Here is a 13,443-nt window from a genome sequence, read left to right on the forward strand (position 1 = left end):
TTTGCGCGCTTTGGCGCGGGCGATGGCGGCTTCCACCGCGGCTTTACGCGGGTCGGCCGGCTCGGCCGCCGGAGTTTCCGCCGGCGCGGCCTGCTGCTGCGCTTTACGCGCCCGGGCTTCGGCCTTCCGCGCTTCGCGGGCGGCGATCGCCTCGCTGTTGTCTGGTCTGGCGCCGGCCTGAATCACGATAGGCTGCGCGGCGTCGCGCTGTTTATCACGTACCCGGGCCAGGGCGGCGTTAATCGCATCCTGATCTTTGGCGGCAGGCTGGACGGCGGCTTTTTTATGCCGCTCGGCGCGGGCCGCTTTCTCACGCTCCAGGCGCGCCTGTCGGGCCTCGAATCGCGCTTTGGCTTCAGCAGCGCGCTGCTCTTCCTGACGAATCGCCGCGATCTCGGCTTTCTCCTGACGGAAGTACTGCACCAGCGGAATATTGCTTGGGCATACCCACGCGCACGCGCCGCATTCGATGCAGTCCGCCAGATTGTGGGCGGTGGCTTTATCGTGCTGCTGGCCTTTGCTGAACCAGTAAAGCTGCTGCGGCAGCAGATCGGCCGGGCAGGCGTCGGCGCAGGCGCTGCAGCGAATGCAGCCTTTCTCTTCCGGCGGCTCGCCCATCTCGCTGGCGGAGGGCGCTAACAGACAGTTGGTGATCTTCACCACCGGGACGTCGAGCCCCGGCAGGGTAAAGCCCATCAGCGGCCCGCCCATGATCACCATCGGCTCGGCGCTGGCGCAGAATCCGGCGTCGTTAAGCAGATGGCGCACCGGCGTGCCAAGGCGCGCCCAGACGTTGCCCGGCCGGGTTACCGCCTCGCCGGTGAGGGTGACCACGCGCTCGGTTAACGGCTCTCCGTCAATCACTGCGCGTTTCACCGCATAGGCTGTACCGACGTTCTGCATCAGCACGCCAATGTCCGAAGAACGACCACCGTGGGGTACCTGTTTGCCGGTGAGAATTTGGGTGAGCTGCTTGGCGCCGCCGGAGGGGTATTTGGTGGGGATCACGCGCAGCGAAATGCCATGGGCGTCGCAAAGCACCGCCCGCAGCATCGAGATGGCCTGCGGCTTATTGTCTTCAATGCCGATCAGCACCTCGTCAGGCTGCAGAATATGGGCAAGGATGCGGATCCCTTCGACAATCTGCGCCGCGCAGTCCTGCATCAGACGGTCGTCCGCCGTGATATAGGGTTCGCACTCGGCGGCGTTAATGATCAGCGTTTTAATTTTATCGCCGCCGCCGCGCAGTTTACTGCCGGTGGGGAAGCCCGCGCCGCCGAGGCCGGCAACGCCAAACTGGTGGATGCGCTCAATCAGCGCTTCACGGGTGCGGGTCTGATAGTCGCTCCAGCCGTCGCGTTCGATCCAGCGGTCTTCGCCGTCGGCGTCAATGATCACGCTCATCTCCGCCAGCGCGGACGGATGGGCAGTGGTGTGCGGGGCGATAGCGGCAACGGTGCCGGAGGTGGGAGCGTGAACCGGCAGCATTCTTCCCCAACCGCGGGTCAGCGGCTGGCCGCGCAGCACCCGGTCGCCGACCTTGACGCACAGTTCGCCTTCGGCGCCGATATGCTGCTTCAGCGGAATCACAAAGCGCTGCGGCAGGGAAACCTGGCGCAGCGGGGTGCCGTTTGACTGGGTTTTCATCTCCGGCGGGTGAATACCGCCGTTAAAATCCCAGACTTTGTCTTTTCGGAAAGCGGAAAATAGCTTAAACATGTTGTTCCACAGGAATATTTCGCACCGGGATCGTATGCAGATCCCATTTCCAGGTTTCCGGGGTCGTCGCCACCGGAACGAGTGAAATGCACTGGGTCGGGCAGGGGGCAACACACAGGTTGCAGCCGGTGCACAGGTCGCTCATCACGGTATGCATGGCGCGGGTCGCCCCGACAATGGCATCCACCGGACACGCCTGAATACATTTGGTGCAGCCGATGCAGTTCGGCTCGTCAATCACGGCGAGCATGCGGGCCGGCTCGGCTGCCTGCTCGTCGCCATCGACGGGCTGCGGGTCGACGTTGAGCAGGGCGGCGATTTTTAACATCACCGCTTCGCCACCCGGCGCGCAGCGGTTAATTTTCTCACCCTGCACGCCCACCGCTTCCGCATAGGGGCGGCAGCCAGGGTAGCCGCACTGCCCACACTGGCTCTGCGGCAACAGTTCATCAATTTTTTCCACCACCGGGTCGTCCTGCACCGCGAAACGGCGCGACGCATACCCCAGTATTAAGCCGAAAATCAGCCCTAACAGGCTGATGGCGATCACGGCTATCCAGACTGCGCTCATTACAACTTCACCAAACCACTAAAGCCCATAAAGGCCAGAGACATTAAACCGGCGGTAATCAGCGCGATGGCATTACCGCGGAACGGCGCGGGGACATCGGCCACCACCAGACGCTCGCGGATCGCCGCGAACAGCACCATCACCAGCGAGAAGCCGACGGCGGCGGCAAAACCGTACAGCGCCGACTGCAGGAAATTGTGGCCCAGATTGATGTTCAGCAGCGCCACCCCAAGCACCGCGCAGTTGGTGGTGATCAGTGGCAAAAAGATCCCCAGCAGGCGATAAAGCGCCGGGCTGGTTTTACGCACCACCATCTCAGTGAACTGAACCACCACGGCGATAACCAGAATAAAGGCCAGGGTACGTAAATAAACCAGATTTAGCGGGATAAGGATCCAGGTATCAATCAGCCAGGCGCAAATAGAGGCCAGGGTCATCACGAAGGTGGTCGCGAGCCCCATTCCCATTGCGGTTTCCAGCTTTTTGGAAACACCCATAAACGGGCACAGGCCAAGGAACTTCACTAAAACGAAGTTATTGACAAGGACAGTACCGATAAAGAGCAGTAAATAATCAGCCATCATGCGACCTGAAACGAAAAAAAGCCGCTTATTATCGAATAAAACGATACCGGCGACAACAGGGTAAGTGTGGGGTTTTTACGGATTAACAAAGGTCCGTTTGACCCGCTGTGAACGGCGAAAATAGGGCGCCAGCAGCGCGGCGGCCAGCAGCGGAAACAGTAGCTGACGCAGAGCAAGGGCATCCGAAACGGGGGAGAAGGCAAACGCCTTTATCGCCAGCAGCAGCGTAATGAGCAGCCAGACAATATAGTGTTTCGGCACCAGCGAGCGCCGCTTGAAAAAGGCGATGGTCAGCCAGAGCGTATAAAACCACATGGCGATGGCAAACAACAGCGAGGCGACCCACAGCGCCATGTGTCCGGTGCTCATGGCGCGCAGCAAGGCCCAGGTCTGCGACGACATGAGGGCATTGGCAAAAAATAGCAGCGATAACGAGGCGCTCAACAGCGCCAACAGCAACCAGGCCAGCGGTGCCAACAGCCAGCCGCCGATGCGCTCCGCAGATTGAGACGTCATGTTTCTCCCCTATTCAACGCCAGTATATAAAAGCAGGCCGGGAAGTATAAGCAACTGGCGTGAAGGATGACAGTCTTACTGCACGAATCGCCAAACGGATTTAGGCACCTGGCCCACATCGAACAATTTACCACCGGAAACCAGCTCTGCCCGGCGATGGTCGGCGGCGCGATACATATTAACGATCTCTTCGGTGTCAGTCAGGGAGTAGTTAAGGTGATCAAATAGTTTTTCAAGACTTTCCAGCGAACTGATTTTGCGGAATTTTAATAAATAGTCCAGAACGGTCATTTTCGTATCCATTTTATAATCGGAATAATTACGTTGAATATTATCAGCATTCACTAAACCTACTCTCAACCAACGGCGCCTTCTGCCGGGTCCGCGTGGCATGATTCAGGTTATAAAAACCCATGACAAGGAGCAAAGCCAACCTTGAAGAGCAGGGAGATGTTTAAGAATATTCTAAATCAGACCGGGCGCCGAATGGCGCCCGCAGGAGAAGATTAACGCTGTTCGCCGCGGCTGGCAATAACAGATTTGTACCAATAAAAACTCTTCTTTCGTTTGCGTGCCAGATTTTGCTGGTGGTCCACATAGACAAAGCCATATTGCTTTTGATAACCGTTGAGCCAGCTCAGCAAATCGATAAACGACCAGGGATAATAGCCGCGGACGTCCGCTCCCTGCGCCAGCGCCTTTTCCAGGGCGCCAATATGGCTGCTCAGATAGTCGATTCGCGGATCGTCGACCACCTCACCGGCAATAATCGGGTCTTTCGCCCCAAGGCCATTCTCGGTGATATAGATCGGGATATCGCCATAGCGCGCCTTGATCATCATAATGCCGTCGGTCAGCCCCTGCGGCCAGATCTCCCAGCCCCATTCGGTATAGGTGCTTTGCGGATTACGCACGAAATAGAATAACCCCTCCACGCCAGGCTCGCCGCCGGTGGGGATTTCGGGCGGCTGGGCGGATACCGTTTCCCGACGATAGTAATTCAGACCGATAAAGTCACAGCGGTTGTCTCGCAGCAGCGCGTCGTCCCCTGGAGCAAAGCGCGGTACGCCCCACAGCGCTTGAGTCTGCGCCAGCAGGGCAGCAGGATAGGCGCCTTTTAGCACAGGATCGTACAGCCAGTGGGTATGGATGGCGTCAGCCAGGTCGGTAGCCTGCCGGTCTGCCTCGCTGTCGGTGAGTGGGGTATGCGGCTGCAGCACATTGACGAAACCAATCTCGCCCGCCACGGCCATCTCGCGAAAAGCCTTCACCGCCAGCGCATGGGCGATAAATACGTGATGACAGGCCTGGATGGCGCGCGCCGGATCGCGAACGGCCGGGGGATGCAGGCCGTTAATGTAGCCGTGGCCGATGAAGACAATGGTCTCGTTAAAGGTCGCCCACAGCTTCACCCGCGAACCAAAGCGCGCGTAGCACAGGCGGGCGTACTCGGCGAAGGCCTCGGCGGTGCTGCGTGCTTCCCAGCCGCCCTCATCCTGCAGGGCCTGCGGCAGGTCCCAGTGATAGAGGGTGATCATCGGCTCAATATTATGCGCCAGCAGTTCATCGATCAGATCGCTATAAAACTGTACGCCTGCTTCATTAACCTCGCCGCGCCCGGTGGGCAGCAGGCGGGGCCAGGAGATGGAAAAGCGATAGCTCTGCAGACCCATCTCGGCCATCAACGCCACGTCTTCGCGAAAACGGTGATAGTGATCGACAGCGATATCGCCGGTGGTCCCTTCAAAGGTGGTTCCCGGCAGGTGAGAGTAAATATCCCAGATTGACGGTCCTTTACCGTCAGCGTCGTGCCCACCTTCGACCTGATACGCTGCGGTAGCGGCACCCCATAAAAAATGTTGCGGAAAAGCGGCCATGATAAAGCTCCCAGTCTGATGATAGAGGGAGTGTAATCAAAGCAAGGAGAGTTGTGCAACCGGTTTCTGAAACCGGTTGCACAGTTGCGAAGCAGGTCACTGTTTCACGGCGGCGCTACTTTGTCTGCACCACATCCGCTGGCGGTGGCGACTGGTAATTATCAATATGGTGCGCGATAACCAAAAGCAGTGCGGAAATCCCAAAAACAATCCAGCCAATAAGTTCTACAATACGGGTAAAAACAGTCGTCATAACACTTCAATATCCTTTGAACACAGTGGGAAATGTTACTCCATGGTCAGCAGATCACAAGGGGTATCTGTCTGATTTTGCACGCATGCGGTAAAACCTTACGTGGAAAAATGATAAGTTTGAGTCGCGGTTTGTAAGAATATTCTCATTAACCAGATATTGACATCAGCTGAATAAACGAGGCGGTAACATGAGTGATGCGATCCGGGTGGGGCTGGTGGGCTATGGCTACGCCAGCAAAACGTTTCATGCGCCGTTAATCAGCGGCACGTCTGGCCTGGCGCTGACGACGGTCTCCAGCAGCGACGCGGCCAAAGTTCATGCCGACTGGCCTGGCGTGAAGGTGGTCAGTGCGGCGAGTGAATTGCTGGACGACCCGGAGATCGATCTGGTGGTCATCGCCACGCCGAACGACACGCACTTCCCACTGGCGAAAGCGGCGCTGGAGGCCGGGAAGCACGTGGTGGTGGATAAACCCTTTACCGTGACACTGTCACAGGCTCGCGAGCTGGAGAGCCTGGCGAAGCACTGTGGTCGGGTGCTGTCGGTATTTCACAACCGGCGCTGGGACAGTGATTTCTTAACGGTCAGAACGTTGATCAACGAAGGCCAGCTGGGAGAGGTGTGTTACTTCGAATCACATTTCGACCGTTTCCGGCCGCAGGTGCGCCAGCGCTGGCGGGAGCAGGCGGGCCCCGGGAGCGGTATTTGGTATGATCTTGGACCGCATCTGCTCGACCAGGCGGTGGCGCTGTTTGGTCTGCCGGTGAGCATCACGGTCGATCTCGCTCAGCTTCGGCCCGGCGCGCAATCCACCGACTATTTTCACGCGGTGCTGGCCTATCCCCAGCGGCGGGTGGTGCTGCACGGCACATTGCTCGCCGCCGCGGAGAGCGCGCGCTTTATCGTCCACGGCTCGCGGGCCAGCTATATCAAGTACGGTCTCGACCCGCAGGAAGAGCGGTTGAAAAATGGCGAACGTTTGCCGCAGGAGGACTGGGGGTATGATATGCGTGACGGTACTCTCACTCGCGTCGAAGGCGACGAACGCAGCGAGGAGACGTGGCTGACGCTGCCGGGCAATTATCCCGCTTACTATGCCGCTATCCGCGATGCGCTCAACGGAGTGGGAGAAAATCCGGTCCCGGCCAGCGAGGCGATTCAGATCATGACCCTGATTGAGCTCGGTATTGAGTCGGCCCGGCACCGCGCCACGCTCAGCCTGGTGTGAAAAATAGCCCGGCAGCGCGGCTGCCGGGCCGGTAATCAGCCTTTGGCCACCCGCTGAATGAGCGCGGCTTTTTCCTGTTCGCTGAGAAACGCCTGAGTCAGTCCGTTGATCTGCGCCTGGCGGATCTGCTCCCGGCTCAGCCCCGCCGCCGGCGCCGCCACGGTGTATTCGTGGATAATGTCGACCCCCTGGACCGCCGGATCGTCAGTGTTGAGGCTCGCCAGCACGCCGTGCTCAAGGAACTGCTTCAGCGGATGCTGGGCCAGAGAGGGCACGGTGCTGGTTTGCACGTTCGAGGTGAGGCAGGACTCAATCCCGATGCGGTGCTCGGCCAGATAGTCCATCAGGGCGGGATCCTGTACCGCTTTTACCCCATGGCCGATGCGCTCGGCGCCCAGTTCACGGATGGCCTGCCAGATACTTTCCGGGCCGGCCGCTTCGCCAGCGTGGACAGTGATATGCCACCCGGCATCGCGGGCCTGGTTAAAATGACTGAGGAACAGCGCCCCCGGGAATCCCAGCTCATCGCCAGCGAGGTCGAGGGCGGTGATGCCATCGCGGTGGGCGAGCAGGGCCGCCAGCTCTTCCTGGCAGGCCGCTTCGCCAAAGGTGCGGCTTAAAATGCCGATCAGGCGGGCATCGACCTGGAAATCGCGGCACCCCTCACGTACCCCGGCGATCACTGCCTCTACCACGCCGTCGACCGGCAGCTGGTGGGTCATCGCCATATAGCGGGGGGAGAAGCGCAGCTCCACGTAGTGCAGGCCATTGCGCGCCGCGTCTTCGACGTTCTCATACGCCACGCGACGGCAGGCTTCCAGCGAGGCCAGGACTTTCACCCCCCAGTCGAGCTTGGCGAGAAAACTGACCAGATCGGGCTCCAGGCTGGTGACCTGGACGTGGGGACGCAGCGTGTCAAGGGTGGTAGCGGGAAGGGTGATGTTAAACTCGCGGCCAAGATCGAGGATGGTTTGGGCCCGGATGTTACCGTCAAGGTGGCGGTGAATGTCGGTTAATGGCAATGAGGAATCAATCATGGTCGCACTCTTTTTTTAGTTAAAGTGCACGTCATTATACAACAGATACCTAACGCTTTAAAACGATTGAAAAAAGGCAAAAGAAACAAACGCCTGCGCCAGGCCCGGCCGGCGCAGCAGAATGCGGCGCATAATCATTTACATTTATATTTTATTTGAATGTATTCATGTTACATATTAAATTCTGCTTACTTTATCGACGATGAGGCAGGGATGCGGATGTGGAAAGCGTAATCCATAATAATATTGAGGGTTTTCTGCTGTTGTTATTAAGCATGTGGCCCATTCTGTTGGTGGTATTCGTTGGCGTCGCCATCTCCTTCTATACCATGCTGTTACGCAAAACGGCGCTGGCCTGCCTGCTGTTCGCCGTCGCCATCGGCGCCGCAGGCTGGAGCTTTGCCTGAGGCCAGGCCTCAGGGTTTATCCAGCAGGCTCATACTGGAGGTGGCGGCGCCATCATTCAGATTGGACGGCGAATGCCAGTCGCGCCCCGCCAGGGCGCTGTCTCCCTGACCGCTGCTGGCGACGCTGTCCTGCTGCGTCGACAGCGTTGACCCTTCAAGCGCTTCCTCTGCCCCCGACTGGTCGGGCAGAGAACTGCTATACCCGCCATTGTTCGAATACGTATCCATACCGTTGACTTCATTCGGCACCGTGTCGGTGGTGGTCCCGTCATCGTTAATGCAAAATGAGCCGCCGATGCCGTTAGGCTGACAGTCCGCGGCGAAAGTCGGGCTGGCCAACGCGGTCAGCAGCAATAGCGGTAAGCTAATTTTCTTCATTTTTTATCTCCATACGCAGCGTGGCCGACAGATGTTCTCAACTATAGAGGGGAGAGCGCGGCGGCAGGTAACAAAACTGTTTAATTTTGTAATAGCTCATGGTATCCGGCGCCCGTTCGCGTGGCCCGGGCGCAGCGGCTCGGCACAATGCGGTAATCATTTGTTAATTCAACGTAAAGGTTAATGAAAATTTAAGGGAAGGCCGCTATGTTGGCAGCATCACACTTTCCATTAAGGATATTCCATGCGCGATAAATATTCCGGCCTGCAGATTGGCATCCACTGGCTGGTCTTCTTGCTGGTGGTGGTGGCCTATGCGGCGATGGAGCTGCGCGGTTTTTTTCCCCGCAGCGATCGGCCGCTGATTAATATGATTCATGTTTCCTGCGGGATCGCCATTTGCGTGCTGATGGCGGCGCGTCTGCTGGTGCGGCTGAAAACGCCGACGCCGCCGATCGTGCCGAAGCCGTCGCCAATGATGACCGGTTTCGCCCATCTCGGCCATCTGGTTATCTATCTGCTGTTTATTGCCCTGCCGCTGATCGGTATGGTGATGATGTACTGGCGCGGGAATCCCTGGTACGCCTTTGGCCTGACGATGCCGTATGCCCCGCAGAGCGATTTTGAGCGGGTGGACACCCTGAAAGCGATCCATGAATGGTTAGCGAATGCCGGTTACTTCGTGATTGGCCTGCATGCCTTTGCCGCGCTGCTCCATCATTACTGGTGGAAAGATAATACCCTGCTGCGAATGATGCCCCGTAAGCGCTGAATCACTCGCTTCAACATTCAGACCCCGTCCCGCGACGGGGTTTTTTTTGCCTTTGCGGCTAATAAAATATAGTATACCCCCCTATATGATACGGAGGCGTTATCGTGCCACATTCACCTGAAGATAAAAAACGGGCCCTCAGCCGCGTACGCCGCATCCGCGGCCAGGTTGAAGCCCTTGAACGCGCGCTGGAGTCCGGTGAACCCTGTATGACTATCCTGCAGCAGATCGCCTCGATTCGCGGGGCGGCAAACGGTCTGATGGGCGAAATGGTGGAGATCCACCTGCAGGACGAGCTGGTCAGCGGCGACACCACCCCGGACCAGCGGGCCGCGAGAATGGCAGAGGTCGGTCATCTGCTACGATCTTATTTAAAATAACATCACGACGAGGAAGAGACAGTTATGAAATCACGCGCAGCAGTGGCCTTTGGCCCCGGTCAGCCGTTAAAAATCGTAGAGATTGACGTCGCGCCGCCGAAAAAAGGCGAAGTTCTGGTGAAAATCACCCATACCGGCGTGTGCCATACCGATGCCTTCACCCTTTCCGGCGACGATCCCGAAGGCGTCTTCCCGGCGGTGCTGGGCCATGAAGGCGGCGGCGTGGTCGTGGAAGTGGGCGAGGGCGTCACCAGTCTTAAGCCGGGCGATCATGTCATCCCGCTGTATACCGCCGAATGCGGCGAGTGCAAGTTCTGTAAGTCGGGTAAAACCAATCTCTGTCAGGCGGTGCGCGCCACCCAGGGCAAAGGGCTGATGCCGGACGGCACCACCCGTTTCTCGTATAACGGCGAACCGATTTATCACTACATGGGCACCAGCACCTTCAGCGAATACACGGTCTGCGCTGAGATCTCGCTGGCGAAAGTCAATCCGCAGGCGCCGCTGGATAAAGTGTGTCTGCTGGGCTGCGGCGTGACCACCGGCATCGGCGCGGTGCACAACACGGCGAAGGTTAAGCCTGGGGATACCGTCGCGGTCTTTGGCCTGGGCGGCATCGGCCTGGCGGTGATCCAGGGCGCCGTGCAGGCGCAAGCCGGGCGCATTCTGGCGGTCGATACTAACCCGGATAAGTTCACTCTCGCGAAAGAGATGGGGGCTACCGACTTTATCAACCCCAACGACTACGATAGGCCCATTCAGGATGTGATCGTTGAGCTGACCGACGGCGGGGTGGATTTCAGCTTCGAGTGCATCGGTAATGTCAATGTGATGCGCGCGGCGCTGGAATGCTGCCATAAAGGCTGGGGCGAGAGCGTCATTATCGGCGTGGCCGGCGCCGGGCAGGAGATCAAGACCCGTCCGTTCCAGCTGGTGACTGGCCGGGTGTGGCGCGGCTCCGCCTTTGGCGGCGTGAAAGGCCGTAGCCAGCTGCCGGGAATGGTAGAAGACGCGATGGCGGGTAAAATTCGCCTCGACCCGTTTATTACTCATCGCCTGCCGCTGGCGCAAATTAACGAGGCCTTTGGCCTGATGCATGAAGGCAAATCGATTCGCACCGTGATCCACTTTGGCGACCAGTAATCGCTAACGCGCAAGGCGTTTCGTCAGCAGCAAAAAAGGGCCCGAATGGGCCCTTTTGCTTAGGTCAATCAGTGATGGTCAGGAAGCGCGTAGGCGATAATGTAATCGCCGCGATCCGGAGACTGACGGGCGCCGCCCGCATTGATAATGATGTACTGCTTACCGGTTTTCGGCGACACGTAGGTCATCGGGCCGGACTGACTGCCAACCGGCAGACGGGATTTCCAGATCTCCTTGCCGTTAGCGGTATCAAAGGCGCGCAGGTAGAAATCCTGGGTGCCGGCGAAGAACAGCAGCCCGGACTGCGTCGCCAGCGACGCGCCAAGGGTCGGCATACCGATCGGAATCGGCATATGCATGCGGATCCCCAGCGGCCCGGTATCCTCTACGGTGCCTACCGGCACCTGCCACACCAGTTTCCCGGTTTTCAGATCCACAGCGGACATGGTGCCGAAAGGCGGTTTCTGGCACGGAATGCCCAGCGGCGACAGGAAACGTTCGCGCATGGCGCCAAACGGCGTGCCTTCCATCGGCACGATGCCCATCTCAATGCCGCTGGCGTCTTTCGCTACCTTTTCGCGCGGCACCATATAGTTGGCGAGACCGAGACGCATATCGTTAACGAACATCAGGCTGTTGTTGGGATCCACCGAGACGCTGCCCCAGTTCATGCCGCCTAGCGAGCCCGGGAATTGCAGGGAGCGGTCTTCCCCCGGCGGGGTAAAGACTCCCTGGTGGCGCATCTCTTTGAACTGGATACGGCACAGCAGCAGGTCGATCGGCGTCGCGCCCCACATATCGGACTCGGTCAGCGTCTGGTTGCCGATCATCGGCATTCCCACCGAGTAAGGCTGCGTCGGCGAGTAGCGCTCGCCTTTGACGTTGCCCACCGGCACCGGTCGCTCTTCCACTTTCGCCACCGGCTCGCCGGTTTCGCGATTGAGCATAAAGATCATGCCCTGCTTGCTGGTCTGCACCAGCACCGGGGTGGTGCCGCCCTTGCCGTCAGGCAGATCGTACAGCAGCGGCTGAGACGGCAGGTCAAAGTCCCACAGGTCGTGGTGGGTGGTCTGGAAGTGCCAGCGTACCTGGCCGGTCGCGGCATCCACAGCGACGATAGAGGAGCTGTATTTGTCGTCCAGCGCGGTTCGTTCGCCGCCGAAGAAGTCTGGCGTAGCGTTGCCGGTCGGCAGATAGATCAGGTTCAGCTTCGCGTCGTAAGACATCGCCGACCAGACGTTCGGCGTGCCGCGCGTATAGGTCTGGCCCTCCGGCGGTACGCCGGTCAGCGCCGAATTACCCGGATCCCACGCCCAGGCCAGTTTACCGGTATGGACGTCAAACGCGCGGACCACCCCCGGCGGTTCGCCGGTAGAGTAGTTATCCGCGACGCGGCCGCCCACCACCACCACATTGCCCGCGACCAGCGGGGTAGAGGTCTGTTGATAGTAGCCCGCTTTGACTTCGCCCATTCCGACGCTGAGGTCGACAATACCGCGATCGCCGAAGCTCTCGCACAGTTTGCCGGTGTCGGCATCAATGGCGATCAGGCGGGCATCGATTGTCGGCAGGAACAGACGACGGGAGCAGGCGGCAGGCTGGGCGCCTGACGCTGGCGTCGTCTGCGCCTGGCTATCTTCGTAATAGCCTAAGCCGCGGCAGCGCTGCCAGTTAGGCGAAGAGGATTTGGAGTCATAGCGCCATTTCTCTTTGCCGCTGTCGACATCCAGCGCCAGCACTTTGCTGTATGGGGTACAGACGTAAAGGGTATCGCCAATCTGTAGCGGGGTATTCTGATCTTCCGCGCCGGAGCCATTGCTCTGCGGAATATCCCCAGTATGCGCCACCCAGGCTACCTGCAGCTGGTTGACGTTGTGCTTGTTGATTTGATCGAGAGCGGCGAAGCGGTCGCCGTGGGTGGTGTTGCCCCAGTGCGCCCAGTTTTTCTGCTCTTCGCCCGGTGCGACGGGTTTCACCGGTACCGCTTCCGTGGCGCTGACCAGCGGTTCGGATTTAAACATCCAGCCAAAGCTTCCCGCCAGCGCCACGGCGAGCACGGCGGCGATGGCAAAAGCCGGGCCTTTTTTCGCCGGCGGGCTGGCGAGGAAAGGCCAGACCAGGGCGGCGAGAAAGGCCAGCACGCCAAGGGCGAACAGGCGCGAGAAGAGCGGCCAGAAGTTCCAGCCAGCGTCGCCGATCGCCCAGATCACTGAGGCGATAAACGCCACGGCGTACAGCAAAATCCCGCCGCGGCGGTGACGGAAAATTAGCACTGCCGCGATAACCATCACCACGCCCATCAGCGCAAAGTACAGCGTGCCGCCGACGAGAGCCAGTTTTGCCCCCAGAATACCGATAGCCAGACCGATGATCAGCATCAGTCCGGCGAGAAGCCACTGCAGGATCCGGGGGAATCCGCGCGGCGCGTTGCCAGTTGTCATGAAATCTCCTTAACCACACCAGCCACCTCATTACGAACCAAATGAAACAAAGTTATTTTGTTTTATTTTTGAATGAAGTGGTTTTTATCTTCATAAAGCCAAATTTATTGCCTGCTTTGATTTCATATGAACCA

Annotated in this window: 15 protein-coding genes; 5 read left to right on the forward strand and 10 right to left on the reverse strand. The window is 58.8% G+C overall.

The window, feature by feature from the left end; genetic code table 11:
* The 7 genes from rsxC to blr form a co-directional block, all read right to left on the reverse strand.
* The coding region (gene rsxC, locus ABLX76_RS15735; protein ID WP_348874821.1) for an electron transport complex subunit RsxC at positions 1 to 1,719 on the reverse strand (1,719 nt) is incomplete at its 3' end.
* Positions 1,712 to 2,290 (reverse strand): electron transport complex subunit RsxB, encoded by a 579-nt coding sequence (gene rsxB / locus ABLX76_RS15740; RefSeq protein WP_004202846.1) that lies wholly within the window; start codon positions 2,288 to 2,290, stop codon positions 1,712 to 1,714. The genes rsxB and rsxC, both read right to left, overlap by 8 nt.
* A complete protein-coding gene (gene rsxA, locus ABLX76_RS15745; protein ID WP_002907658.1) occupies positions 2,290 to 2,871 on the reverse strand; it encodes an electron transport complex subunit RsxA in 582 nt (193 codons plus the stop codon). The genes rsxB and rsxA overlap by 1 nt, the downstream gene beginning before the upstream one ends.
* A 78-nt stretch (positions 2,872 to 2,949) precedes the next feature.
* Complete coding sequence (locus ABLX76_RS15750; RefSeq protein ID WP_348874824.1) at positions 2,950 to 3,390, reverse strand: DUF2569 domain-containing protein; 441 nt, start codon at positions 3,388 to 3,390, stop codon at positions 2,950 to 2,952.
* Positions 3,391 to 3,465: 75 nt separating this feature from the next.
* The gene (ydgT, locus tag ABLX76_RS15755) at positions 3,466 to 3,681 is read right to left on the reverse strand and encodes a transcription modulator YdgT (protein WP_004202843.1); all 216 of its coding nucleotides are present in this window, start codon (positions 3,679 to 3,681) and stop codon (positions 3,466 to 3,468) included.
* Between the two features lie 215 nt (positions 3,682 to 3,896).
* Positions 3,897 to 5,267 (reverse strand): GH1 family beta-glucosidase, encoded by a 1,371-nt coding sequence (locus tag ABLX76_RS15760; RefSeq protein WP_048335888.1) that lies wholly within the window; start codon positions 5,265 to 5,267, stop codon positions 3,897 to 3,899.
* A 115-nt stretch (positions 5,268 to 5,382) separates the two neighbouring features.
* Entirely contained in the window at positions 5,383 to 5,520 is a 138-nt protein-coding gene (blr, locus tag ABLX76_RS15765) for a division septum protein Blr (RefSeq protein ID WP_012541534.1), read from the reverse strand.
* Positions 5,521 to 5,710: 190 nt separating this feature from the next.
* On the opposite strand from blr, the gene ABLX76_RS15770 reads away from it, so the two are divergent.
* Positions 5,711 to 6,751 (forward strand): oxidoreductase, encoded by a 1,041-nt coding sequence (locus tag ABLX76_RS15770; RefSeq protein WP_101978552.1) that lies wholly within the window; start codon positions 5,711 to 5,713, stop codon positions 6,749 to 6,751.
* A gap of 35 nt (positions 6,752 to 6,786) precedes the next feature.
* On the opposite strand, the gene add is transcribed toward ABLX76_RS15770, so the two are convergent.
* The gene (add, locus tag ABLX76_RS15775; protein WP_004202835.1) at positions 6,787 to 7,788 is read right to left on the reverse strand and encodes an adenosine deaminase; all 1,002 of its coding nucleotides are present in this window, start codon (positions 7,786 to 7,788) and stop codon (positions 6,787 to 6,789) included.
* A gap of 221 nt (positions 7,789 to 8,009) precedes the next feature.
* Between add and ABLX76_RS15780 the strand changes: the two genes are divergently transcribed.
* The gene (locus ABLX76_RS15780; RefSeq protein WP_004202827.1) at positions 8,010 to 8,195 is read left to right on the forward strand and encodes a hypothetical protein; all 186 of its coding nucleotides are present in this window, start codon (positions 8,010 to 8,012) and stop codon (positions 8,193 to 8,195) included.
* 9 nt (positions 8,196 to 8,204) lie between these two features.
* On the opposite strand, the gene ABLX76_RS15785 is transcribed toward ABLX76_RS15780, so the two are convergent.
* Positions 8,205 to 8,573, reverse strand: coding sequence for a hypothetical protein (locus ABLX76_RS15785; protein WP_004202826.1), 369 nt, complete (start codon positions 8,571 to 8,573; stop codon positions 8,205 to 8,207).
* Positions 8,574 to 8,817: 244 nt separating this feature from the next.
* On the opposite strand from ABLX76_RS15785, the gene cybB reads away from it, so the two are divergent.
* From cybB to ABLX76_RS15800, 3 genes are all read left to right on the forward strand, one after another.
* Complete coding sequence (cybB, locus tag ABLX76_RS15790; RefSeq protein ID WP_023289917.1) at positions 8,818 to 9,345, forward strand: cytochrome b561; 528 nt, start codon at positions 8,818 to 8,820, stop codon at positions 9,343 to 9,345.
* Between the two features lie 104 nt (positions 9,346 to 9,449).
* Complete coding sequence (locus ABLX76_RS15795; RefSeq protein WP_004202822.1) at positions 9,450 to 9,725, forward strand: metal/formaldehyde-sensitive transcriptional repressor; 276 nt, start codon at positions 9,450 to 9,452, stop codon at positions 9,723 to 9,725.
* Between the two features lie 24 nt (positions 9,726 to 9,749).
* A complete protein-coding gene (locus tag ABLX76_RS15800) occupies positions 9,750 to 10,868 on the forward strand; it encodes an S-(hydroxymethyl)glutathione dehydrogenase/class III alcohol dehydrogenase (RefSeq protein WP_348874828.1) in 1,119 nt (372 codons plus the stop codon).
* Positions 10,869 to 10,936: 68 nt separating this feature from the next.
* Here ABLX76_RS15800 and ABLX76_RS15805 read toward each other — a convergent pair whose 3' ends face one another.
* Positions 10,937 to 13,309: a membrane-bound PQQ-dependent dehydrogenase, glucose/quinate/shikimate family gene (locus ABLX76_RS15805; RefSeq protein WP_348874831.1), complete on the reverse strand. Its 2,373-nt coding sequence runs from the start codon at positions 13,307 to 13,309 to the stop codon at positions 10,937 to 10,939.
* Positions 13,310 to 13,443: the final 134 nt, after the last annotated feature.

Source organism: Klebsiella sp. JB_Kp004 (genome assembly GCF_040065795.1).
Taxonomy (GTDB): domain Bacteria; phylum Pseudomonadota; class Gammaproteobacteria; order Enterobacterales; family Enterobacteriaceae; genus Klebsiella; species Klebsiella quasipneumoniae.

What these genes read in the sequence shown, in the direction of transcription:
- ABLX76_RS15800 (WP_348874828.1), top strand. Translation starts at nt 9,750, where the DNA reads ATGAAATCACGCGCAGCAGTGGCCTTTGGCCCCGGTCAGCCGTTAAAA.
- ABLX76_RS15785 (WP_004202826.1), bottom strand. Translation starts at nt 8,573, where the DNA reads ATGAAGAAAATTAGCTTACCGCTATTGCTGCTGACCGCGTTGGCCAGC.
- ABLX76_RS15770 (WP_101978552.1), top strand. Translation starts at nt 5,711, where the DNA reads ATGAGTGATGCGATCCGGGTGGGGCTGGTGGGCTATGGCTACGCCAGC.
- ABLX76_RS15805 (WP_348874831.1), bottom strand. Translation starts at nt 13,309, where the DNA reads ATGACAACTGGCAACGCGCCGCGCGGATTCCCCCGGATCCTGCAGTGG.
- cybB (WP_023289917.1), top strand. Translation starts at nt 8,818, where the DNA reads ATGCGCGATAAATATTCCGGCCTGCAGATTGGCATCCACTGGCTGGTC.
- add (WP_004202835.1), bottom strand. Translation starts at nt 7,788, where the DNA reads ATGATTGATTCCTCATTGCCATTAACCGACATTCACCGCCACCTTGAC.
- blr (WP_012541534.1), bottom strand. Translation starts at nt 5,520, where the DNA reads ATGACGACTGTTTTTACCCGTATTGTAGAACTTATTGGCTGGATTGTT.
- ABLX76_RS15760 (WP_048335888.1), bottom strand. Translation starts at nt 5,267, where the DNA reads ATGGCCGCTTTTCCGCAACATTTTTTATGGGGTGCCGCTACCGCAGCG.
- ydgT (WP_004202843.1), bottom strand. Translation starts at nt 3,681, where the DNA reads ATGACCGTTCTGGACTATTTATTAAAATTCCGCAAAATCAGTTCGCTG.
- rsxB (WP_004202846.1), bottom strand. Translation starts at nt 2,290, where the DNA reads ATGAGCGCAGTCTGGATAGCCGTGATCGCCATCAGCCTGTTAGGGCTG.
- rsxA (WP_002907658.1), bottom strand. Translation starts at nt 2,871, where the DNA reads ATGGCTGATTATTTACTGCTCTTTATCGGTACTGTCCTTGTCAATAAC.
- ABLX76_RS15750 (WP_348874824.1), bottom strand. Translation starts at nt 3,390, where the DNA reads ATGACGTCTCAATCTGCGGAGCGCATCGGCGGCTGGCTGTTGGCACCG.